The following is a 21,792-nucleotide window of genomic DNA, read 5'->3' on the forward strand; positions in this document are numbered from 1 at the left end:
CCGACGTCAAGGAGTACCCATGTCCGACGTGTTCGAGCCCGTCACCATCGGCGACTGGACCCTGCCCCAGCGATTCGTCATGGCCCCGCTGACCCGCAACCGCGCCGGCAACGGCCAGGTGCCGCGCGACATCGCCGCGACCTACTACGGGCAGCGTGCCGGTGCCGGCCTGATCGTCGCGGAGGGCACGCAGCCCAGCGCGGTGGGGCAGGGCTACCTCGCGACCCCGGGCATCCACACGCCGGAGCAGGTCGAGGGCTGGCGCGCCGTCGGCGAGGCGGTCCACGAACGGGGCGGCCGACTCGTCGTGCAGCTCATGCACGTGGGTCGCATCGCCCACCCCGACAACAAGGGCGGGCTCGAGAGCGTCGCACCGAGCGCGATCGCCGCACCGGGGAACATGATCACCGCCGAGGGCGAGAAGCCGCATCCCGTCCCGCGGGCGCTGGAGACCGACGAGATCCCCGGCATCGTGGCCGAGTTCGTGCACGCGGCCGAGTCGGCGATCACGGCCGGCCTCGACGGGGTCGAGGTGCACTCCGCCAACGGCTACCTGCTGCACCAGTTCCTCGCGCCCTCGTCCAACGAGCGCACCGACGGCTACGGGGGCTCGCCCGAGAACCGGGCGCGCCTGACCGTCGAGGTCGTCCGCGCGGTCGCCGAGGCGATCGGACCGGAGCGCACGGGTATCCGCATCTCCCCCGCCCACAACATCCAGGGCGCGCTCGAGACCGACCCGGCCGACGTGGCGGTCACCTACGCGGCACTCGTCGACGGCATCGCCGATCTCGGCATCGCGTACCTCAGCATCCTCGGCGATCCGGCGGGCGAGCTGTTCCAGGACCTGCGGTCCCGCTTCGGTGGACCCGTCATCGCCAACACCGGCTTCTCGCAGGTCACCGATCTCGACGAGGTGAAGCGGATCGTCGAGCAGGGGCAGGCCGAGCTCGTGGCGGTGGGCCGCGAGTACCTCGCCAACCCGGACCTGGAGACCCGCTGGCGCACGGGCTCGGAGCTCAACGAGCCGAACCCCGCAACCTTCTACGGCGGCGGGGCCGAGGGCTACACCGACTACCCCACGCTCGACGACGCCGCCTGAGCCGCCCCACCCTCCCGCGCTCCTCCCCGGGGTTGGAGGGTCAGCAGGCTGGGGTTCCGGCGCTCGCCGCGAGACGGTCGTACGCGCCCAGCCGCGTGAACGGTGCCGCGAACACGACGACCTCTGCCCAACCGGAGGCCACCTGGGCGGCCCCGAGGTCGGTGCCGTCCTGCAGCTCGACGTAGCGCAGGAGGCGGTCGAACCGGTCGCGGTCGGACTGGGAGGGATCGGACACCAGGCGCACCACGGTCCCCACCGGGGCGAGGGACCCGATGAGTCGGGTCGCCTCGCGGCCGCCGCACTCCTCCTCGGGGAACACTTCCGGGGTGTCGATGCCGATCAGTCGGACCGACTCGCTCCCTCCGCCGTCGACGTCCACGTCGAGGGTGTCGCCGTCGACCACCCGGGTCACGGTCGCCGTCGCCGTGGTCCCCCGCTGCGGCGCCTCAGGTCGGACGCCCGCGTCGATCGGCGGTGCGGTCGACCCGGGAACCGCTGACGGGGAGTCGAACGCCAGCTGGCAACCGCCCAGGAGCAGCACGACCAGCACGGGTCCCAGGAGTCGCAGCACGGGACCATTGAACCGCGCAACGGTCCGATCACCCGAGACGGTGCGCCCGCTCGCCCTCGGGGTCGAGCACCGTGATGATCTCCGCGGGACCTCCTTCGGCACCGAAGGCGTGCGGGACCATCGTGGAGAACTCCGCCGCCTGCCCGGACTCGACCCGGATCGTGCGGTCCCCCAGGCGCAGCAGCACCGTGCCGGACAGGACCGTGAACCAGTCCCGACCCGGATGGACGGGCAGCTCGTCGTCCGGCGGCAGAGGCCGGCTGAGACGGATGCGGGCGACCTTCAACCCGTGCGGCCCGTGCTCCCGGGTCAGCGACCAGGCCGTCGTGCCTCGGGCCTCGTCGCGGTGCGGCCGGATGACGACGTCCTCGTCGTCCTCCGGCGCCACGAGCAGGTCGATCGACGTGCCGAGGGCTCGGGCCAGGGCAGCCAGCTGGTCGAGCCCGATCCGGCGGCGCCCGGTCTCCATCCGGCTCAGCGTGGCCGGGCTGAACCAGCAGCGGCCCGCGAGGTCGTCGAGCGACCAGCCCCGCGCGACCCGCAGGGCCCGCACGCGGCGTCCGACCAGCTCGTCCACCCGACCGCTGTCGGGCCTGTCTTGCGTCATACGCAAGATGCTATGCCTTGAGAGCAAGCGCGGGCTAGCCTCACCGGATGAGCTCCCACGACCACGCCGCGTTCGCCGACCTGCTGGATCTCGAGACCCGGGCGATGCAGCCGACCCTGCACGGGATCCACCTGGACCTCCAGCGCCTGTCCGACGGCCCCGTCCGCTCGGTCCTCGACCTCGGCGCCGGGACCGGCGCCGGCACCCTCGGCCTCCTTGACCACTTCCCGCACGCCGTCGCCGTCGCCGTCGACGCCTCGGGCGAGCTGCTGGACCGCCTGCGGGACCGGGCCACGGAACGTGGGCTCGCCGGCAGGGTCACGACGGTCGTGGCCGACCTCGACGGAACCGTGCCCGCCCTCGAGCCCGTGGACGTGGCGTGGGCCTCGGCCTCCCTGCACCACCTCGCCGCACCCGATCGCGCGCTGCGGACGATCGCCTCGACGATCCGGCCGGGCGGGCTGCTCGCCGTGGTGGAGATGGCAGGATTCCCCCGCTTCGTGCCCGACGGCACCCCCGGAGGATCGGCCGAGGAGCGCGCGCACGCAGTCCTGCGGGCGGACCGCGAGGTTGACATGCCGGCCATGGGTGCGGACTGGGGTCCAGCGCTCGAGCAGGCCGGGCTGGCCGTCGAGGTGCACCGACCGTTGGTCGTCGACGTCGCCGAGCTGCCGCCCGGGCTGGTGGGCGAGTACGCGTTCGCCGGGCTGAGCGGCATCCGCCGGGTGCTCGCCGGTCGGCTCGGCTCCGACAGGACGGAAGGCCTGGACCGGTTGCTGGACGGAGGCCCGGACGACGTGCGTCAGCGCCGCGACCTGCACGTCGAGGTCGACCGTCAGCTCTGGATCGCCCGCCGCCCTCACTGACCGGCCCGAGGCTCGAGGGCAGGAGCGGAACGACGACCCGACGCGCGTCGCCTCGGGCTCCGCCCTCACGGTCGCTCCGCTCCCTGGCGGCCACGGTGCTGCGTTCGCCAGCCCGAGCCTGCGAGGGCGTGAGCGCAGCGAGGCGAACCCCGCGCGAGCATCGGCCCTCGCGGTCGCTCCGCTGCCTGCCGCCACGGGTCGAGCCGGTTCACCGAGTCGGGATGACAGGATTCGAACCTGCGACCTTCCGCTCCCAAAGCGGACGCGCTACCAAGCTGCGCCACATCCCGTCGACTCCGGGGAGTCTAGTGGAGACTGGCACGGTGCCCGATGCGTTGCTCGACCGCCTCGTCGGACTGGTCTCCGACCGGGCACCGGCGTGCGGGTCGACGTCGGTGGTCGCGATCGACGGGCCCAGCGGGGCCGGCAAGTCCGAGCTGGCCGGCGCGCTCGTGGCTCGCACCGGTGCTGCCCTGCTCCGGTTCGACGACCTCTATCCGGGCTGGCACGGTCTCGACGACGTCCCGCCGCGGGTCGCCGCCGAGGTCCTCGCGCCGATCGCCGTCGGGCAGGTGGGGTCGATCGCGCGCTGGAGCTGGGTCCGCGACGCACCGGCACCGCCGGTGCGGTGTCCCCCCGTCCCCCTGCTCGTGCTCGACGGCGTCGGCAGCGGAGCCGCGGCCATCCGCCCGTTCCTCAGCCTCCTGGTCTGGGTCGATGCACCGGCACCGTTGCGTCGTCACCGTGGGCTGGCCCGCGACGGCGAGACCTACGCCCCCTGGTGGGACGTGTGGGCCTCGCAGGAGGCGACCCACTTCTCCCGCGAGGGCACCGCGGCCTTCGCCGACGTCCGGGTCGCCACCGGGGGGTGACGCACAGGGCCCCGGCATGGTTCGATCTCGCCATGCGGATCGCTGTCGCCGGAGGCACCGGCGTGCTCGGGAGCCACGTCGTCCGGGCCCTCGAGGACGACGGCCACGAGACGGTCGTGCTCTCCCGCGGGCGCGGGACCGACGTGCGGACCGGGGACGGACTCGCGGAGGCCCTCGCGGGGACGCACGCCGTCGTGGACGCGCTCAGTGTCACCACCATCCGGCGGCGTGCCGCCGTCGACTTCTTCGCGGCCACGACCCGGAACCTCCTCGCAGCCGGAGCCGCCGCCGGGGTCCGTCACCACGTCGCCGTCTCGGTCGTCGGGTGCGACGTGGTCGACTACGGCTACTACCTCGGCAAACGCGCCCAGGAGGCGCTGGTGACCACAGGCACTGTCCCGTGGACGGTCCTGCGGGCCACCCAGTTCCACGAGTTCGCGGGCCAGGTGGTCGACGCCTCCCCCGGACCCGTGGCCCTCGTCCCCCGCATGGCGTCGCAGCCCGTCGCCGCGGCCGAGGTCGGTGGCGTGGTGGCCCGGATCGCCGCCGGGGCACCAGCCGGCCAGCTGCAGATGGGTGGGCCCGAGCTGCACGACATCCCGGACCTGGCACGCCGACAGCTGCGCGCCGAGGGGCGCCGCCGACTCGTCGTGCCCGTGCGTCTGCCCGGGGCGGTCGGCCGACAGATGGCCTCCGGCGCGCTGGTGCCGGACGAGCCCACGTACCGGGGCACCACGACCTACGACGCCTGGCTGTCCGATCGGTCGGGGCCCTGACCGACCGGTCGTCCCGGCGGCCGGATGTGGCATCATGGTCCCGCTGCCACGGCAGCGCGCGGACGTAACTCAATTGGTTAGAGTCTCTGCCTTCCAAGCAGAATGTTGCGAGTTCGAGTCTCGTCGTCCGCTCCAGCTCCTCCTCCGCTCCCGACGGGCGAACCGTCGCCCACGATGGCAGGATCGGCGCGTGGCCGACGTCGTCGTGGTGGGTGCCGGGATCTCCGGGATCGCGTGCGCGCGTGAGCTCCGGACCGCCGGCCACGCCGTGGTCGTGCGCGACACCGGTCGACGGCCCGGCGGCCGCATGGCACTGCGACGCCACGACGGACGGGTCGTCGACATCGGCGCCTCGTACTTCACCGTCTCCGGGCCCGACTTCGCCGAGGTGGTCGACGACTGGTCCGCCCGCGGACTCGCCCGGCCCTGGACGGACACGTTCGCCGTCCGATCACCCGAGGGACGTCGCACCACCACCGGGCCGGTCCGGTGGGCGGCACCGGGCGGTCTGCGGGGCCTCGTCGCCGACCTGGCGACCGGGCTCGACGTCCGACAGGCCGACCCCGTCCGGTCGGTGACGCCGGACGGGCAGCGACCCCGGGTCGACGACCATCCCCACGACGCGGTGGTCCTCGCCATGCCCGACCCGCAGGCCCGCCGACTGCTGCGCCCGGGTCACCCGGTGCACGCCGCGCTCGACGACCCGTACTCGCCCTCGATGGTGCTGACCGCCCGGTGGACGCGCCGCACCTGGGCCGACGTCGACGGGATCTTCGTCAACGACCACCCCGACCTGGTGTGGGTGGCGGACGACGGCCTGCGGCGCGGCGACCGGGCGCCGGTGCTCGTCGCCCACGCGACGGCCGATCGCGCCTCCCGCCACCTCACCGACCCGTCCGAGGCGTCCGGACCCCTGCTGGCAGCGCTCCGCGAGGTCGTCGACGTCCCGGACGAGGATCCCGACCTGGTCCACGTGCAGCGCTGGACCTTCGCCCGGCCCGTCCACGGCCGTCCGGCCACCCACCACCTCGGCGACGACCGGATCGGCGCCTGCGGCGACTCCTGGGGCCCTAGCTCGTCGGTCGAGACCGCCTGGCGGTCCGGCCGCGACCTGGGCCGCGCCCTCGTCGAACGCCTGTCCTGACGGGGCGCGGCGGGCATACTGTCGGCATGGCCACCTCGCGCTCCGTCCTCATCACCGGCTGTTCCTCGGGCATCGGCGAGGCCACCGCCCGGCGACTCGTGGGATCGGGGTGGACCGTGTGGGCGACGGCCCGACGGCCCGAGACCCTGGAGTCGCTCGCCGCAGCCGGGTGCCGCACCCTGGCGCTCGACGTCACCGACGAGGACTCGATGAGGTCCGCGGTCGACGAGGCACTCGGTCACGGACCGATCGACGCGCTCGTCAACAACGCCGGCTACTCGCAGTCCGGCGCGGTCGAGACCCTCACGAGCGCCGACCTGAGGCGGCAGTTCGAGACCAACGTGGTCGGGCTGGTCCGCATGTGCCAGCTCGTGCTCCCCTCGATGCGGGACCGCCGTTCGGGCCGCATCGTCAACATCTCGTCGATGGGCGCCCACCTGACCTTTCCCGGGGGCGGCGCCTACCACGCCAGCAAGTACGCCGTGAACGCCCTGTCCGACGCCCTGCGGTTCGAGGTCTCCGGCTTCGGCGTGAAGGTGGTCACCGTCGAACCGGGGCTGATCACCACCTCGTTCGACGAGGCCGCCGCCGCCTCCCTGACCGGGCTCACCGACGGTCCCTACGCGGAGTTCAACGCCGGCGTCGGGCGGGCGACCCAGGAGGTCTACTCCGGCCCCATGGCGCGGCTCGGCGGCCCGCCGGAGAAGGTCGCCAAGGTCATCGAGAAGTCGTTGACCGTGCGCCGACCGAAGCCTCGCTACACCGTCACGGCATCAGCACCCCTGTCGATGGCCACCCGCACGGTGCTGGGCGACCGCGGCTGGGACCTGGCGATGCGCACGAGCTTCCCGCGGCCGGGGGCCTGAGCTCAGGGATCCCGGCGCAGCACCAGCACGGCGCGGTCGTCGTCGTGGTTGCTCACCTTGGCGAGGATGCGGCGGGGTGCCTGGTCGAACCCCGACGCGACGAGCGTCGTGGCGGTGCCCTGCAACCAGGCGATGCCCTCGGTGACGCCCTGGGTGCGGCTCTCGATCACGCCGTCGGTGTAGAACATCAGCGCGTCGCCCGGGGCCAGCGTCCCGGTGGTCTGATCGAACTCGGGGTGACGCGCGATGCCGAGCGCCAGCCCGCGCGCACCGTCGACCTCCCACTGCCCCGACGCCTCCATCCACCGCAACGCCGGGGGGTGCCCGGCGTTGATGATGCCGTAGTCGCCGCTGACGAGGTCGACCTGCACGTGCACCGCCGTGGCGAAGCCGTCGTCCCAGTGCTGCCGCAGCATGAAGTCGTTGGCCGCCGCGAACAGGCCCAGCGGGGGCAGCGAACCGATCAGGCCTCCGAGTGCGCCCGCGAACTGCAGTGACTGCGACCCGGCACCGACGCCCTTGCCGCACACGTCGACCAGCACCATCTCGAGGTGTCGCTCGTCCGACGACAGGTTCGCCACGAGGAAGTCACCGGCGAAGTTGATGCCCCCGGCGGTCTCGGTGGCCGACTGGCAACGCCACCCGGCCGGCAGGGCGGGCACGACCCCCTGGGACTGCAGGCGGTCGCGCAGGTCGACCAGCATCGCCTCGCCGAGGGGGCCCGGCAGCCCGCTGCGGTGCCGGCTGGCCTCGAACACGATGATCGAGATCGAGATCGTCATGAGCACGATCGAGGTGGTCCGGGCCGTCGTGAGGGCTCCCTCGTTGACCACCGTCACCGTCCCGAGGAGCACCGTGACCGACACCAGCGTCACCAGCGGCCAGAACCTCAGCAGCAGCATGCCGAGCAGCAGCGGCACGTAGAACCCGCTGACCGGCATGCGGTTGTACTCCACCATCGACACGGCGAAGAACCCCAGGTCGATGCCGACGATGATGGCCAGCACGGTCAGCTGGCCCTCGCGCGAGCCGCTGCGCCACCGCACCACCCGGTCGTTGGCGTACTGCATCACCGAACGCCCGACGGCGCGAGGGGACGTGATCACGTGCTGACCCTAGTCGCGGACTGGCACCCGGGGCACCAGAACAGATTCCTTCCTGCCAGGACGGTGGAGCAGATCGTGGTCCCGCACACGAGGCAGGCCCGTCCGTCGCGCCGGTAGACGTACACCTCTCCGCCGTGGGCATCGGCCCGCGCCGAACGCCCCATGGGGCCCGGCTCGTGCTCGGGGCGCACGGTGTCGATGCGGCCCCGCCGGACGCCGATCGCCATGAGGTGCACCAGGTCGTCCCACACCGCGTCCCACCGGGAGCGGTCGAGATCGCGTCCCGGCGTCATCGGGTCGATGCCGTGCCGGAAGAGGACCTCGGCCCGGTACACGTTGCCGACCCCGGACAGCACCTTCTGGTCCAGCAGCAGGACGGCGACGGGCGTACCCGACCGACTGACCCGGTGCCAGGCCGCGTCGGCGTCGGCATCGGCGCGCAGGGGGTCGGGCCCGAGTCGCGCGAGCACGGCGTCGACCTCGTCCGGCATCAGCAGCTCGCAGGCCGTGGGCCCCCGGAGGTCGGCCGTCACCGGTGCTCCGCTGCGCGCGGAGGCGGTGAGTCGCCAGCGCACCTGCCCGACCACCGGCAGCCGGCCGCCACGGCTGATCCGGAACGTCCCGTAGAGGCCCAGGTGGACGTGCACCTGCCACGGCACCTGTTCGACCGAGACGAACAGGTGCTTGCCCCACGCCTCGGCGCCGGCGAGCACGCGGCCGTCGAGCCGGCCGGCGGCGAACCGGCCCTGCGGACTCGTCGACCTCACCCGGCGACCCGCGAAGGCCTCGGACAGGTCGTGCGCCACTCGGTGGAGGGTGTGCCCCTCAGGCAAAGGTGCCGCTGGTCTCGTAGCCCAGCAGCAGGTCGATCCGTCGCTGGTGCCGGTCGGCCTCGCTCCACGGTGTCGTCAGGAAGGTCTCGACGATCGCCTCGACCTCCGGGACGGAGTGCATGCGGGCCCCGATCGACACGATCTGGGCGTTGTTGTGCTGACGGGCCAGGGCGGCCGTCTCGGTGCTCCACGCCAGGGCGGCCCGTGCGCCGGTGACCTTGTTGGCGGCCATCTGCTCACCGTTGCCCGATCCGCCGATGACGATGCCGAGCGATCCGGGTTCGTCGACGACGGCCTGGGCCGCGGCGACGCAGAACGGCGGGTAGTCGTCCTCGGCGTCGTAGGTGAAGGCGCCGTGGTCGACCGGCTCGTGGCCCTGCCCGGTCAGCCAGGCCAGCAGATGGGTCTTGAGCTCGAAACCGGCGTGGTCCGCCGCGACGTGAACGCGCATGTGCCCAGTCTGGCACCGCTCACACCCGGCGGCCACGCCGGACCCGGCGACGGGTCAGTCGAAGTCCAGGTCGCCGGTGCGGGTGCGCTTGAGCTCGAAGAAGTCCGGGTAGCCGGCCAGCAGCCGGGCGCCGTCGAACACCGTGCCGGCGTCCTCCCCCTTGGGGATGCTGGTGAGCACCGGACCGAAGAACGCGACGCCGCCGATCGCCACCACCGGGGTGCCGACCTCCTCGCCGACCCGGCCGATGCCCTCGGCGTGGGAGGCGCGGACGGCGTCGTCGAGGCTCGTGTCGTCGGCCGCTGCGGCCAGGTCGGCGGGCAGACCGGCCTCGGCCAGCGCCTCGGCGTACAGCTCGGGCCCGAAGTCGCGTCCTTCGTTGTGACGGCGGGTGCCGAGCGCGGTGTACAGCGCGCGGACCGCGGCCTGACCGTGCTGCTGGCCCGTCGCGATCGCGAGGCGGACCGGGCCCCAGCCCCGCTCGATCATCTCGCGGTACTCGTCCGGCACGTCCTTGTCGGCGTTGAGGACCGACAGGCTCATGACGTGGAACTCGGTGTGGACGTCGCGCACCTGCTCGACCTCGAGCATCCAGCGCGAGGTGATCCAGGCGAACGGGCAGAGCGGGTCGAACCAGAAGTCGACCTGCTCGGTGGTGGTGGCGTCAGCTGCGGGAGTCGTCATGGGGTGGTCAACAACGGACGGCCCGCGCGCATTTCCTCCACCAGGTGCCGGACCACGACGTCGAGCCGGCCCCCGCTGGCAGCGGCGACGGCCCGCTGACGCTGGTAGGAGGCGCCGGCAGCCACGATGTCCAGGATGCCGGCCAGCTCGGCGGTGCAGTCCAGTCGCTCGGCGACCGGCTCCAGCACCGGCAGCAGCCGCCGGAGGTCGTCGGTAACCAGGTCCTCGTTGCCGTCGTCGTCGAGGATGAGGATCGCGTCCATCCCGTAGCGCGCGGCCCGCCATTTGTTCTCCTGGGCGAACCAGGCCGGGATCGTCGGCAGGGGGCGTCCGGCGTCGAGCTCGGCGGAGAAGTGCTCGACCAGGCAGTGGGTCAGGGCGGCGAGGCTCTTGACCTCGGCGAGGGTCGGCGAACCGTCACAGATCCGCACCTCCAGCGTGCCGAACTTCGGTGACGGACGCAGGTCCCAGCGGATCTCGTCGAAACTGTCGATCACGCCGGTGCGCATCATGTCGGCGACGTACCCCTCCAGCTCGCTCCACCGCTCGAACTGGAACGGCAGCCCCGCGGTCGGCAGCTGCTGGAACATGAGGGCCCGGTTGGAGGCGTAGCCGGTGTCCTTGCCGCCCCAGAACGGCGACGAGGCGCTGAGGGCCTGGAAGTGGCCGTAGTAGGCCAGCATCGCCCGGCTGATCGGCAGCACCTTGTCGCGGTCCTCGATACCGACGTGCACGTGCACGCCGTAGATCAGCATCTGGCGCCCCCACCACTGGGTGCGGTCGATCAGCGTCGCGTACCGCTCCTTGTCGGTCACGTGCTGCATGTCCCACCGCGAGAAGGGGTGGGTGCCGGCGCACATCAGCTCGACCCGCAACCGGTCGGTGACGGTCCGGATGAGGTCGACGTTGCGCGACAGGTCCTCGGCGGCCTCGCGCACGGTGCTCGCCACCCCCGACACCACCTCGACCGTGTTGAGCAGCAGCTCCTGCCGGATGTGCGGGTGCGGCCCTCCGCCCGGTGGCGCGACCGCGTCGAGCACGTACCCCGCGACCTGACGCAGGTCGCCGGAGTCGGCGTCGACCAGGGCCAGCTCCCACTCGATGCCGATCGACGAGCGCTCGGACGTCGCGAAGGGGATCTGCATGCCTACATCCTGCCGGTGGCCCGGGCCGCCGGCGTCGGCCGGGGAGAGTCTGCATCCATCCCCGAATCCTCCCACGGCCCGACGCGTCGGTGTCCTGACCGCGTGGCAGAGTAGCCGGCATGCCCGGCACCAATCTCACCCGTGAAGAAGCCCAGCAGCGCGCCAGCGTCGTCTCCACCGGGACGTACGTGGTGGAGCTCGACCTCACGCTCGACCCGCCCGCCTCCGGGCCGCACCGGTTCGGGTCCGTCACCACCCTGACGTTCGACGCCACGGCCGGTGCGTCGACCTTCGTCGACCTGGTCGACGCAGAGGTCCTCGCCGTCACCCTCAACGGTCACGACCTGCCGGTCGACTCCTATCGCGACAGTCGTATCCCCCTGACCGACCTCGCCGAGCACAACGAGCTGCGGGTCGAGGCCCGGTGCAGCTACTCGCACTCCGGTGAAGGACTGCACCGCTTCGTCGATCCCACCGACGACCGGGTCTACCTCTACACCCAGTTCGAGGTGCCCGACGCCCGGCGGGTCTTCGCGACCTTCGAGCAGCCCGACCTCAAGGCCACGTTCGAGTTCCACGTCACCGCCCCGTCGCAGTGGCAGGTCGTGTCGAACTCACCCACGCCGGAGCCGGAGCCGGTGGACGGCGACACAGCCGTGTGGCACTTCGCCCCCACGCAGGTCATGTCGACCTACATCACCGCGCTCGTCGCCGGCGAGTACCACGTCGTCCGCGACTCCTACAGCGGCGCGTACGACGACATCCCGCTCGGCGTGTTCTGTCGTCAGTCGCTCGTCGAGCACCTCGACGCGGACGACATCCTGCTCGTCACGAAGCAGGGCTTCGAGTTCTTCGAGGGCGCCTTCGAGATGGGGTACCCGTTCGGCAAGTACGACCAGCTGTTCGTGCCGGAGTACAACATGGGCGCGATGGAGAACGCGGGCTGCGTCACCTTCCGCGACGAGATGATCTTCCGCAGCCGGCAGACCGTCTCGGCCTACGAGCAGCGGGCCAACACGATCCTGCACGAGATGGCCCACATGTGGTTCGGCGACCTCGTCACGATGCGGTGGTGGGACGACCTGTGGCTCAACGAATCGTTCGCGGAGTGGGCCGCGCACCACTCGTCGGTGCAGGCGACCCGGTTCACCGACGCCTGGACCGGGTTCACCAACAACCGCAAGAACTGGGCGTACCGCCAGGACCAGCTGCCGTCGACCCACCCGATCGCCGCCGACAACCACGACCTGCACGCGGTCGAGGCGAACTTCGACGGGATCACCTACGCCAAGGGCGCCTCGAGCCTGAAGCAGCTGGTCGCCTGGGTGGGTGAGGAGGACTTCCTCGCCGGACTCCGGGCGTACTTCACCCGGCACGCCTTCGGCAACACCGAGCTGGCCGACCTGCTCGTCGAGCTGGAGCAGGCGTCGGGCCGCGAGCTGGAGTCGTGGTCGGCCGAGTGGCTGCAGACCACGGGCGTCAACACGCTGCGGGCCCGGTTCGAGACCTCCGAGCCTGACGCCGAGGGCCACGAGCACTTCACCTCGTTCGTCGTGGAGCAGACCGCCCACCCCGACCACCCGACGCTCCGGCGCCACCGCATCGCCATCGGCCTGTACGACCTCGTCGCGGGAGCGCTCGTGCGCACCGAGCGCATCGAGACCGACGTGCGAGGAGCCGAGACCGAGATCGCCGAGCTGGTGGGGCGCCGCCGACCCGATCTGGTGCTGCTCAACGACGACGACCTCACCTACGCCAAGATCCGCCTCGACGACCGGTCGTTCCAGACCCTGGTGGGCGGCATCGATGCGTTCGAGGAGTCGCTGCCCCGGGCGCTGTGCTGGGGCGCGGCCTGGGACATGACCCGGGACGCCGAGCTGCCGTCCGCGGACTTCGTGTCCCTCGTGCTCGCCGGTGTCGGGTCGGAGTCCGACCTGACCGCCGTGGCCTCGCTCCTGCGGCAGGGCCAGGGTGCCGTCAACCTCTACACCCCCGAGGCCCAGCAGCCCCACCTGGGGCACCGGTGGGAGACCGGTCTGCGCGAGCTGGTCGAGGCGGCCGAGCCCGGCAGCGACCACCAGCTGGCGCTCGTCCGTGGGTGCGCGTCGGCCGCCCAGGGGCCGGAGTTCCTGCGGGCGGTGCTGGGCGGCGCCCTCGACGGACTCGCGGTCGACACCGACCTGCGCTGGACGCTGCTGTTCGCCCTCGCCCGACTGGGCGAGCTGACCGATGCCGAGCTGGAGGCCGAGCTCGAGCGCGACCCCAGCAACTCCGGTCGTGAGCGGGCAGCGGGAGTCCGGGCCGTGCGGCCCACGGCCGACGCGAAGGCCGAGGCATGGCACCGGGCGGCGGTCGACGCCGGCACCCCCAACGAGACCCGTCGCAACATCGCGGGGGCCTTCCAGGTCTCCGGCCAGGCGGAGCTCCTGCGTCCCTACGTCGACCAGTACCTCTCGATGGCCGACACGGTCATCGACGACATGGGCGTCTGGATCGGGCAGGTGGCCCTGGTCCATCTCTTCCCGTCGGCCAACCCCGACGAGGAGGTCCTGGCGAAGGTCGATGCCTGGCTCGCCTCCACGAAGGCGAACTCCGCGGCGGTGCGTTACGTCTCGGAGGGCCGCGACGACCTCGCGCGAGCTCTTCGCGCCCGGTCGGCCTGACCCACCTTCCCGCTGGGAGTGACGTTTCGGCCCCTGATCCCGCAGATCAGGGGCCGATTCGTCACTCCCAGCGGGGACGGGTCAGTGGGCGGAGACGCGCTCGATCTCGGTGCCCGGCGCCGGCGGGACGTAGTTGCGGCGAGCGGTGAGCAGCGCGAACAGCCAGATGACCCCGAAGAGGGCCGCGGGGATCCCCACCAGCAGGCCGAGGTACTCCAGCCCGCTCAGCCCCTCGGTGGCCTCCCACGTGGTGGGGGCGTCGGCCGCACCGGCGGAGGCGGTGGCCAGCACGGTGACGAGGACGGACGTGACGACGGCGAAGAGGCGCACGGGGGTCAACATGGGGCCATTCTATCGGTCCGTAGGCTGGACACATGCCTGACCTCGACCTTCAACTGCCCGAAGGACGCGCCTTCGAATACCTCGTCGAGCGACCGTCCGGCGTCCTGCTCATCGTCGTCCTCGCCCTCGTCCTGCGATGGCTCGTGCGACGGGCCATCGGCCGCGTCGTCCGGCGCGCCGGCGCCGGCAGCGTCCCCGGTGCCACCCCGCGCTCCAAGGCCGGTGAGTTCCTCGCCGACCTGAGGCCCGGAGCCTCCCAGCGGCGCCAGCAGCGGGCCACGGCCATCGGCGACCTGCTGACCTCGATCGCCAGCATCCTCATCGCCGGGATCGCCTTCGTCATGATCCTCGACCAGCTCGGCGTCAACATCGCGCCGCTGCTCACCGGAGCCGGGATCCTGGGTGTGGCGCTCGGCTTCGGCGCACAGACCCTGGTCAAGGACTTCCTGGCCGGCATCTTCATGATCCTCGAGGACCAGTACGGGGTCGGTGACGTCATCGACATGGGTGAGGCCAGTGGCACCGTCGAGGCGGTGGGCCTGCGCATCACGCGGCTGCGCGACGTGAACGGCACGGTCTGGTACGTCCGCAACGGAGAGGTCGTACGCGTCGGCAACCAGAGCCAGACGTGGGCCCGCACGGTGCTGGACATCACCGTCAGCTACGACGCCGACCTCGACGTGGTGCAGCAGATCCTCGCCGAGGAGGCGCACGCGGTGTACACCGACGAGAAGTTCAGCGAGGTGGTGCTGGAGGAGCCCGAGGTATGGGGCGTCGAACGTTTCGACAGCGACGGAGCCGTGGTGCGGGTCGTGCTGAAGACCGCACCGCTGCAGCAGTGGGCGGTGGCACGCGCCATGCGTCAACGCATCAAGTACCGCTTCGACGAGGCCGGGATCGAGATCCCCAGCCTCTTCCGTGCCCGCGTCGAGGAGTCCTCGGAATGAGCTTCTACGACGACATCGGTGGACGGTCGACCATCGAGCAGGTCGTACGCGTCTTCTACGACGGAGTCGCCGGCGACCCGCTGCTCCGTCCGATGTACCCGGAAGCCGACCTGGACCCGGCCCGAGAGCGGTTCACCCTGTTCCTCGAGCAGTACTGGGGCGGGCCGACCACGTACAGCGAGCAGCGCGGCCACCCGCGGCTGCGGATGCGGCACGCGCCGTTCGCCGTCACGGCCGAGGCGCGTGACGCCTGGCTGCACCACTTCCGCGCCGGCCTCGACAGCGCCGACCTGACGCCGGAGCAGGACGAGCAGTTCTGGGCCTACGCGCAGCACGCGGCCACGTTCATGGTCAACACCGCGTCCTGACCGAAGGGAAGCGGGGTTGGGCCAGGAACCAACAGCACAGCATGGTCAACACCGCGTCCTGAGCGCAGCGAAGCGGTGGGGGCCGTGGACCAACAGCACAGCATGGTCAACACCGCGTCCTGACCGATCAGCCGAGGGCGCGCAGCGCGGCGAGTCCCTCGGCGGTGAGCGGCCTGGACCGCTGGGTCTGCGGGTCGAACCCGACGCAGACCACGTCGGCGGTGGCGACGACCAGCCCGTCGAGCACCAGATCGGCCGCCATGGTGAAGGACTTGGTACCCGTCGCGGCGACGAGGGTGTGGATCTCGACCGGCTCGGCCCTCCACGTGAGGGGCGCGGCCTGACGGACGTCGACCCGCGCGACGACGAACGCCCCGACCGTCGCGTGCGCGTCGGCCCGGGCGAAGGTCGCGACGCGGCCCTCCTGGAACACCTCGAAGAGTCGTGTCTGGGTGACCACGCCGTCCGGCCCGACGTCGGACCGCCGGAGGCGGCACCGGAAGGGCTCGTCGGTCGTGACCCGCCGCTCGAGCGGGTCGGGCGCGCCCAGCGTGGTGCGCAGTGTCGCGTGCACGGTGCGCTCGTCCCCGGCGCCGAGCGTGATCTCCTGGTCGACACGACCGCCGTCGATGACGGAGTCCACGACGACCGACCGGCGCGACAGCGCCATCGGCCTCAGGTACTCCACCTCGACGCGGCCCTCCCAGCGGTCGGCGGCCAGCAGTCCCTGGTCCTGCAGATCGGCGCGCGCCTCCGCCGCGTGGGCGACGTAGACCACGTTGGTGACGTGGTTCAGCAGGTCGATGTCGGCCCACCGCATGGGCATCCGGTACTGGTGCACCCGGCGATGATGTCAGACCCGCGTGGATCGGGAGCGGCGGTCAGGCTCCCGCACTGGAGTCGATCTCGACGATCGCGTCGCCCTCCTGCACGATCTGCCCCTCGTCGACGCAGACCCGCGTGACGTGTCCGCCGACGGGGGCGACGACCGGGATCTCCATCTTCATCGACTCCAGCACCGCGATCTGGTCGCCGGCGCCGACCGGGTCGCCCTCACGGACCAGGAGCTTCCAGACGCTCGCGACGATGTCGGCCCTCGCCTCGATCACCGCGCGGCACCGGCGTCCAGCATCGCCAAGGCGTCGGAGAGCCGCCCCCTGGTCTCCTCCGGCAGGATCACGTCGTCGAGGATGCCTGCCTCGGCCGCCAGGTACGGCCGAGCGACCTCCTCGCGGTACGTGGCGGCGAGATCGTCGCGCAGCGCGACCGGGTCCTCAGCGGCGGCCAGCGCCCTGCGGTGCAGCAGCGCCACGGCACCGCCGGGCCCCATGACCGCGATCTCGGCGTTCGACCAGGCCCACTGGAAGTCGGCACCGAGCGACTTGGCGCCCATCGCGATGTAGGCGCCGCCGTAGGCCTTGCGGACCACGACGGTCAGCACGGGGGCGGGTGAGGAGATGTAGGCCTTGAGCAGCTTGGCGCCGTGGGTGATGACGCCCCGGCCCTCCTCCACCGTGCCGGGGAGGAACCCGGGCACGTCCACGAAGGTCACCACGGGCAGTCCGAAGCGTCCGCAGAACTCGACGAAGCGCGCCGCCTTCACCGACGCCTTGGAGTCGAGGATCCCGCCGCGGGCCTGCGGCTGGTTGGCGACCACGCCCACCGGCCGTCCCTCGATGCGCGCGAAGGTCGTGAGGATGCTCGGTGCGTGGTTCGGCATCAGCTCCAGCCGGGCCGAGGCGTCGAGCACCCCGTCGAGCACCCGGTTGACGTCGAAGACGACGCTGGCCTTGTCCGGGACGACGAACGGCAGAGCGCTGACCGCGGCCGGGTCGGCGGGCACCGCGCTGTCGAGGGCCGCTGGTCCGCCGACGTGCGACGGCAGGAACGACAGCAACCGCCGGGTCGCCTCGAGGGCCTCACGCTCGTCGTCCACCTCCAGGTGGGCGACCCCGGAGATCTCGGTGTGCAGGCGCGACCCGCCGATGTCGTCGGCGGAGGCGTCCTCGCCGGTGGCGGCCTTCACGATGTCGGGCCCGGTCAGGAACATGTGACCGTGACCCTTGACCATGATGGTCCAGTCGGTGAGGGCCGGCGAGTAGGCAGCGGCCCCGGCACACGGGCCGAGGATGACGGATATCTGGGGCACCCGGCCCTGGGCCCGGACGTTGAGCGCGAAGATCTCGCCGCAGCCGTGCAGGGCGAAGACCCCGTCGGGGACCCGTGCTCCTCCGGAGTCGTTGATGTAGACGATCGGGAAGCCGTGGTCGATCGCGAAGAGCTGCGCGGTGGTGACCGCACGGGCGAACACCGCACCGATCGCACCGGAGGCGACGGCGGCGTCGTGGGCCACCACCACGACCGGCCGGCCGGCGACCCGGCCCCACCCGGTGACGACGCCGGGGCCTTGTCCGTCAGCCGTGCGCAACGGCGTGAACGGGACGAAGGACCCGGCGTCGACGAACATGTCAGCCCGCTCGTGGGCGGTGAACTGCCGACGCCCGCGTGGCTCGACCCGGGCCGTCCGCTCACGACGGCGCTGCGTGAGCGCCGCTCGGTGAGCCGACTCGTCGAGCAGGTGCAGGTCGATCTGGGTCACAGCAGCTCCTGAACATGAGGGTTTCCTCAAGTATACACAGAACTTGAGGAAACCCTCATGTTCGATGGGCCACACGGGAACCGTGAGACGGGCCACACCGGGGGCTGCCGCGGGCCGGGGTCATGCGTTAGTGTGCGAAGGGCGCTAAGCAAGCGCTTACCCCGTTCCGCCCCCGTTCCCCAAGGAGTCCTCGTGACCGAGACCCGCACCGCCATCGTCACCGGAGCAGCCCGCGGCATCGGCGCCGGCGTCGCCCGACGCCTCGCCGCCGACGGCCTCCAGGTCGCCGTGCTCGACCTCGACGCCGCCGACGCCCAGCCGGTCGTCGACTCGATCACCGAGGCAGGAGGCAAGGCCCTGGCCGTCGGGGCCGACGTGTCCGACCCGGCCAGCGTCGACGCCGCCGTGGAGCAGGTCGTGGCCGAGCTCGGCGCCCCCACCGTGGTGGTCAACAACGCTGGCATCATCCGCGACAACCTGCTGTTCAAGATGACCGTCGAGGAGTGGGACCTGGTCATGAACGTGCACCTGCGCGGCGCGTTCAACACCGTCAAGGCCACCCAGAAGCACATGACCGAGGCGAAGTTCGGCCGGATCGTGAACCTGTCGTCGACCTCCGCCCTGGGCAACCGCGGGCAGGCCAACTACTCCGCGGCCAAGGCCGGCATCCAGGGACTCACCAAGACCCTCGCGATCGAGCTGGGCAAGTACGGCGTCACGGCCAACGCGATCGCCCCCGGTTTCATCCAGACCGACATGACGGCGGCGACCGCGGAGCGCATCGGCGTTCCGTTCGACGACTTCATCAAGTTCTCGGCCGACCAGATCCCGGTCGCCCGGGTGGGCCAGCCCGAGGACATCGCCCACGCGGTGTCGTTCTTCGTCAGCCCCGAGGCCGGATTCGTCTCCGGCCAGGTGCTGTACGTGGCGGGCGGACCGAAGGCCTGACATGACCGACGCACCCCGCGGGCTCGACCTCGACGCACTCCGCACCTGGCTCACCCGGGAGGTGCCGGGGCTGCTCGGTGACGGCCCGTGGGAGGCGTCGCTCATCACCGGAGGCAAGTCCAACCTGACCTACCGGGTCGGGGACGGCACCACCGAGGTGGTCGTGCGGCGGCCCCCGCTGGGCCACGTGCTGGCGACGGCACACGACATGGGCCGCGAGCACCGGGTCATGTCCGCCCTGGCGGGCACGGCCGTGCCGGTGCCGCAGATGCACGCCCACTGCACCGACGACTCCGTCCTCGGCGCGCCGTTCTACGTGATGGAGCGGGTGTCCGGCACCCCCTACAACCGGGCCGAGCAGCTCGAGCCCCTCGGGGCCGAGCGGACCCGCGCGATCGCCGAGCAGCTGGTCCGCACCCTCGCCGACCTGCACGCGGTCGATCCCGCGGAGGTCGGACTGGCGGACTTCGGTCGACCCGACGGCTACCTGGAACGCCAGCTGCGCCGGTGGAAGAAGCAGCTCGCGGCGTCGACCAGCCGGGAGCTGCCCGGCATGGACGAGCTCGTGGGCCGCCTCGAGGCCAGGGTGCCCGACTCCGGCGACGGCACCATCGTGCACGGCGACTACCGCCTCGACAACGTCCTGGTCGACCGGTCCCCCGGGGGCGACGACCACATCACCGCGGTGCTGGACTGGGAGATGAGCACGCTCGGCGACCCGCTCACCGATGTCGCGATCCTGCTGGCCTACCAGCAGCTCGCCCTCGTCGGGGGAGGTGACGCGGCCCTGGTGACCGACGCCCCCCGAGCCCCCGGCTACCTGTCCGCGGAGGAGATCCTGCAGCTGTACTCCACCGAGTCCGGTCGCGACGTCAGCACGATGGACTTCCACCTGGGCCTGGCGTTCTTCAAGCTCGCGGTGATCCTCGAGGGAATCCACCTGCGACACTCGCAGGGCCAGACCGTGGGAGCCGGGTTCGACGGCATCGGCGACATGATCGTGCCGTTGATCGACGCCGGACTGCGCGCCACTCGCTAGGGTGAGGGCCGTGACGGCCCAGATCCTCGAACCGCGGCGGCGACCCACGCAGGAACGCAGCCGGGTCAAGTTCGACCAGCTGCTGGCGGAGTCGCGCGCGCTGCTGCTCGAGGTCGGATTCGAGTCGTTCACCTGCGAGGAGGTCGCCCACCGCGCCGGCCTCCCGATCGGCACGCTGTACCAGTTCTTCGCCAACAAGTACGTGATCGTCTGCGAGCTCGACCGGCAGGACGCCGTCGCCGTGCGCGAGGAGCTGGCGTCGTTCGCCGAGCAGCTCCCGACCCTGGACTGGTTGCGGTTCCTCGACCGGCTGATCGACCACATCGCCGCCCTGTGGGTCGCCGATCCGTCGCGCCGGGCGGTCTGGCACGCGGTCCAGTCCACCCCTGCCACCCGTGCGACCGCCGCGGTGACCGAACGTGAGCTGGGCGCAGAGGTGGCTCGTGTCCTGGCCCCGTTGACGCCGGGCACACCGCGTGTCCGCCGCAAGATCATCGGCGAGGTCATCGTGCATGTCGTCTACTCGATGCTCAACTTCTCCATCCGGGACGGCCAGGAGCACGCGGAGGCCGTCATCGAGCTCAAGCGGATGCTCGCCGCGTACCTCCTCAGCGCCGAGTCCTGACCCCTCCCCCCGCGCGAAGTTACGGAGCCGGCACGGCTCGTTGTCACTGGGCACGGCAGATCTGCCGTGCCCAGTGACAACTTCCCGTGCTGTGCCTTGCCCTCGTCCCCACCCCGCCCGTCGTCCACACCCCCTCTTCGGCATCACCGCTGCCGATCGCCCGACGACCACACTCGCGACATGGACGACATCACGGCCGTCATCGAGGTGCTCGGCGGCAGCATCGAGCGTCACGAGATCCTCGACCTCGGATGGAACGACCGCCAGATCGGCGAGGCGGTCCGGGGCGGGCTGCTGACCCGCATCCGCTACGGCACCTACGCCGCGACGACGGTGTGGGATCACTCGTCGCCCGGCCAGCGCCTGCAGATCCTGACGCGCGCGGTGATCGGAAAGCTCGGTCGGCACGTGGTGGCGAGCCATCACTCGGCCGCGGCGCTCCACGGCTTCGAGCTCTTCGGCGTCGACCTGGAGCGGGTGCACCTGACGCGCCTCGACGGTCGGACCGGACGCATCGACGCCGGTGTGCAGTACCACCGCGGCCGGCTCGACGAGACCGAGCTGATCGAGATCGACGGCTGCCTGGTCGTCCGGCCGGACCGCGCCGTCATCGAGTCCGCGTTGATCAGCGGAACGGAGTCGGCGATGGTGGTTGCTTCGTCATACCTGCGGGGCACCGGCGGCGGGCGCGGCGAGCTGCTGGAGGTGTTCGACGCGCACCACGCCGACTGGCCCGGCAGCATTGCCGCGCGGTCCGGGCTGGCGCGGGCCGATGCACGCTTCGAGTCCGTCGGTGAGGTCAGGACCGGACATCTGTTCCACCGGTTCGCCATCGAGGCGCCCGAACCGCAGTTCACGATTCTGGACGCCGGCGGTCGCTTCGTCGCGCGCTGCGACTTCGGCTGGCGCCGGCAACGGCACGTGGGCGAGTTCGATGGCATGGTGAAGTACGGGCGCCTCAACCCCGATCCCGGCGATCCCGGCAGGGTGCTCGTGGGCGAGAAGCGACGCGAGGACGAGATCCGTGACCTCGGGTTCGGCGTGAGTCGCGTGACCTGGGCTGACCTCGCTCCCGGTCGAGCGGCAGCCACTGCGGCGCGGATCCGGGCGGACGTGGACCGCTCGGCCCGGATCACGGCTCATCGCCTCGCCGCCGGCGCGTAGGCACGGCACGGCGACTTGTCACTGGGCACGGCAGATCTGCCGTGCCCAGTGACCATCTCCCGTGCCGGCTCCGTAAC

General features: G+C 71.7%; 24 protein-coding genes and 2 tRNA genes. 14 read left to right on the forward strand and 12 right to left on the reverse strand.

What is annotated here, in order from left to right:
* Positions 1 to 19 precede the first annotated feature (19 nt).
* Entirely contained in the window at positions 20 to 1,099 is a 1,080-nt protein-coding gene (locus HMPREF0063_RS08880) for an alkene reductase (protein WP_007078333.1), read from the forward strand.
* Positions 1,100 to 1,139: 40 nt separating this feature from the next.
* On the opposite strand, the gene HMPREF0063_RS08885 is transcribed toward HMPREF0063_RS08880, so the two are convergent.
* A complete protein-coding gene (locus HMPREF0063_RS08885) occupies positions 1,140 to 1,670 on the reverse strand; it encodes a thermonuclease family protein (RefSeq protein ID WP_007078334.1) in 531 nt (176 codons plus the stop codon).
* Between the two features lie 28 nt (positions 1,671 to 1,698).
* Positions 1,699 to 2,277, reverse strand: a complete 579-nt coding sequence (locus tag HMPREF0063_RS08890) for an XRE family transcriptional regulator (protein ID WP_007078335.1) — start codon at positions 2,275 to 2,277, stop codon at positions 1,699 to 1,701.
* Between the two features lie 47 nt (positions 2,278 to 2,324).
* Here HMPREF0063_RS08890 and HMPREF0063_RS08895 point away from each other — a divergent pair, with 47 nt between their 5' ends.
* The gene (locus tag HMPREF0063_RS08895; protein ID WP_007078336.1) at positions 2,325 to 3,143 is read left to right on the forward strand and encodes a class I SAM-dependent methyltransferase; all 819 of its coding nucleotides are present in this window, start codon (positions 2,325 to 2,327) and stop codon (positions 3,141 to 3,143) included.
* A 216-nt stretch (positions 3,144 to 3,359) separates the two neighbouring features.
* Here the strand turns inward: HMPREF0063_RS08895 and HMPREF0063_RS08900 are convergent.
* Positions 3,360 to 3,433, reverse strand: a tRNA-Pro gene (locus tag HMPREF0063_RS08900).
* Positions 3,434 to 3,466: 33 nt separating this feature from the next.
* Between HMPREF0063_RS08900 and HMPREF0063_RS08905 the strand changes: the two genes are divergently transcribed.
* From HMPREF0063_RS08905 to HMPREF0063_RS08925, 5 genes are all read left to right on the forward strand, one after another.
* Positions 3,467 to 4,015 carry a nucleoside/nucleotide kinase family protein gene (locus tag HMPREF0063_RS08905; protein ID WP_040320708.1) on the forward strand — a complete coding sequence of 183 codons (549 nt, stop codon included), beginning with the start codon at positions 3,467 to 3,469 and terminating at the stop codon, positions 4,013 to 4,015.
* A gap of 32 nt (positions 4,016 to 4,047) precedes the next feature.
* Entirely contained in the window at positions 4,048 to 4,791 is a 744-nt protein-coding gene (locus tag HMPREF0063_RS08910) for an SDR family oxidoreductase (protein WP_007078338.1), read from the forward strand.
* A 58-nt stretch (positions 4,792 to 4,849) separates the two neighbouring features.
* A tRNA-Gly gene (locus tag HMPREF0063_RS08915) sits at positions 4,850 to 4,926 on the forward strand.
* A 55-nt stretch (positions 4,927 to 4,981) separates the two neighbouring features.
* Positions 4,982 to 5,935, forward strand: a complete 954-nt coding sequence (locus HMPREF0063_RS08920; protein WP_007078339.1) for an NAD(P)/FAD-dependent oxidoreductase — start codon at positions 4,982 to 4,984, stop codon at positions 5,933 to 5,935.
* A 26-nt stretch (positions 5,936 to 5,961) separates the two neighbouring features.
* Positions 5,962 to 6,801, forward strand: coding sequence for an SDR family NAD(P)-dependent oxidoreductase (locus HMPREF0063_RS08925; protein ID WP_007078340.1), 840 nt, complete (start codon positions 5,962 to 5,964; stop codon positions 6,799 to 6,801).
* Between the two features lie 2 nt (positions 6,802 to 6,803).
* On the opposite strand, the gene HMPREF0063_RS08930 is transcribed toward HMPREF0063_RS08925, so the two are convergent.
* Genes HMPREF0063_RS08930 through HMPREF0063_RS08950 form a run of 5 tightly spaced genes read right to left on the reverse strand, consistent with a single transcriptional unit; the run spans position 6,804 to position 11,020 of the window.
* On the reverse strand, positions 6,804 to 7,907 hold the full coding sequence (locus HMPREF0063_RS08930; RefSeq protein ID WP_007078341.1) for a PP2C family protein-serine/threonine phosphatase: 1,104 nt from the start codon (positions 7,905 to 7,907) through the stop codon (positions 6,804 to 6,806).
* The gene (locus HMPREF0063_RS08935; RefSeq protein ID WP_040320211.1) at positions 7,904 to 8,740 is read right to left on the reverse strand and encodes an Fpg/Nei family DNA glycosylase; all 837 of its coding nucleotides are present in this window, start codon (positions 8,738 to 8,740) and stop codon (positions 7,904 to 7,906) included. Before HMPREF0063_RS08935 ends, HMPREF0063_RS08930 begins: the two co-directional genes overlap by 4 nt.
* Positions 8,733 to 9,191, reverse strand: coding sequence for a ribose-5-phosphate isomerase (locus HMPREF0063_RS08940; RefSeq protein WP_007078343.1), 459 nt, complete (start codon positions 9,189 to 9,191; stop codon positions 8,733 to 8,735). Before HMPREF0063_RS08940 ends, HMPREF0063_RS08935 begins: the two co-directional genes overlap by 8 nt.
* A gap of 54 nt (positions 9,192 to 9,245) precedes the next feature.
* Positions 9,246 to 9,875: a mycothiol-dependent nitroreductase Rv2466c family protein gene (locus HMPREF0063_RS08945; RefSeq protein WP_007078344.1), complete on the reverse strand. Its 630-nt coding sequence runs from the start codon at positions 9,873 to 9,875 to the stop codon at positions 9,246 to 9,248.
* Positions 9,872 to 11,020 (reverse strand): glutamate--cysteine ligase, encoded by a 1,149-nt coding sequence (locus tag HMPREF0063_RS08950; protein WP_007078345.1) that lies wholly within the window; start codon positions 11,018 to 11,020, stop codon positions 9,872 to 9,874. The genes HMPREF0063_RS08945 and HMPREF0063_RS08950 overlap by 4 nt, the downstream gene beginning before the upstream one ends.
* Positions 11,021 to 11,139: 119 nt before the next feature.
* Here HMPREF0063_RS08950 and pepN point away from each other — a divergent pair, with 119 nt between their 5' ends.
* Positions 11,140 to 13,683, forward strand: coding sequence for an aminopeptidase N (gene pepN / locus HMPREF0063_RS08955; protein WP_007078346.1), 2,544 nt, complete (start codon positions 11,140 to 11,142; stop codon positions 13,681 to 13,683).
* 81 nt (positions 13,684 to 13,764) lie between these two features.
* Here pepN and HMPREF0063_RS08960 read toward each other — a convergent pair whose 3' ends face one another.
* Positions 13,765 to 14,025 carry a hypothetical protein gene (locus tag HMPREF0063_RS08960; RefSeq protein ID WP_007078347.1) on the reverse strand — a complete coding sequence of 87 codons (261 nt, stop codon included), beginning with the start codon at positions 14,023 to 14,025 and terminating at the stop codon, positions 13,765 to 13,767.
* A 32-nt stretch (positions 14,026 to 14,057) separates the two neighbouring features.
* On the opposite strand from HMPREF0063_RS08960, the gene HMPREF0063_RS08965 reads away from it, so the two are divergent.
* The gene (locus tag HMPREF0063_RS08965; protein WP_007078348.1) at positions 14,058 to 14,972 is read left to right on the forward strand and encodes a mechanosensitive ion channel family protein; all 915 of its coding nucleotides are present in this window, start codon (positions 14,058 to 14,060) and stop codon (positions 14,970 to 14,972) included.
* Positions 14,969 to 15,340 (forward strand): globin, encoded by a 372-nt coding sequence (locus tag HMPREF0063_RS08970; protein WP_007078349.1) that lies wholly within the window; start codon positions 14,969 to 14,971, stop codon positions 15,338 to 15,340. Before HMPREF0063_RS08965 ends, HMPREF0063_RS08970 begins: the two co-directional genes overlap by 4 nt.
* A gap of 127 nt (positions 15,341 to 15,467) precedes the next feature.
* On the opposite strand, the gene HMPREF0063_RS15785 is transcribed toward HMPREF0063_RS08970, so the two are convergent.
* The 3 genes from HMPREF0063_RS15785 to HMPREF0063_RS08985 are packed head-to-tail and all read right to left on the reverse strand — an operon-like array spanning position 15,468 to position 17,939.
* On the reverse strand, positions 15,468 to 16,181 hold the full coding sequence (locus HMPREF0063_RS15785) for an acyl-CoA thioesterase (protein WP_050760935.1): 714 nt from the start codon (positions 16,179 to 16,181) through the stop codon (positions 15,468 to 15,470).
* Positions 16,182 to 16,221: 40 nt separating this feature from the next.
* Positions 16,222 to 16,449, reverse strand: a complete 228-nt coding sequence (locus HMPREF0063_RS08980; RefSeq protein WP_007078350.1) for a biotin/lipoyl-binding carrier protein — start codon at positions 16,447 to 16,449, stop codon at positions 16,222 to 16,224.
* Positions 16,446 to 17,939, reverse strand: a complete 1,494-nt coding sequence (locus HMPREF0063_RS08985; protein ID WP_007078351.1) for an acyl-CoA carboxylase subunit beta — start codon at positions 17,937 to 17,939, stop codon at positions 16,446 to 16,448. The genes HMPREF0063_RS08980 and HMPREF0063_RS08985 overlap by 4 nt, the downstream gene beginning before the upstream one ends.
* Before the next feature lie 192 nt (positions 17,940 to 18,131).
* On the opposite strand from HMPREF0063_RS08985, the gene fabG reads away from it, so the two are divergent.
* The 4 genes from fabG (at position 18,132) to HMPREF0063_RS09005 (ending at position 21,715) form a co-directional block, all read left to right on the forward strand.
* A complete protein-coding gene (gene fabG / locus HMPREF0063_RS08990) occupies positions 18,132 to 18,887 on the forward strand; it encodes a 3-oxoacyl-ACP reductase FabG (protein WP_007078352.1) in 756 nt (251 codons plus the stop codon).
* 1 nt (position 18,888) lies between these two features.
* Entirely contained in the window at positions 18,889 to 19,926 is a 1,038-nt protein-coding gene (locus HMPREF0063_RS08995) for a phosphotransferase family protein (protein WP_007078353.1), read from the forward strand.
* 10 nt (positions 19,927 to 19,936) lie between these two features.
* A complete protein-coding gene (locus HMPREF0063_RS09000) occupies positions 19,937 to 20,551 on the forward strand; it encodes a TetR/AcrR family transcriptional regulator (RefSeq protein ID WP_211208725.1) in 615 nt (204 codons plus the stop codon).
* 180 nt (positions 20,552 to 20,731) lie between these two features.
* Positions 20,732 to 21,715 carry a hypothetical protein gene (locus tag HMPREF0063_RS09005; RefSeq protein ID WP_007078355.1) on the forward strand — a complete coding sequence of 328 codons (984 nt, stop codon included), beginning with the start codon at positions 20,732 to 20,734 and terminating at the stop codon, positions 21,713 to 21,715.
* The last annotated feature ends 77 nt before the right edge of the window (positions 21,716 to 21,792 follow it).

The organism is Aeromicrobium marinum DSM 15272 (assembly GCF_000160775.2).
Taxonomy (GTDB): Bacteria; Actinomycetota; Actinomycetes; order Propionibacteriales; family Nocardioidaceae; genus Aeromicrobium; species Aeromicrobium marinum.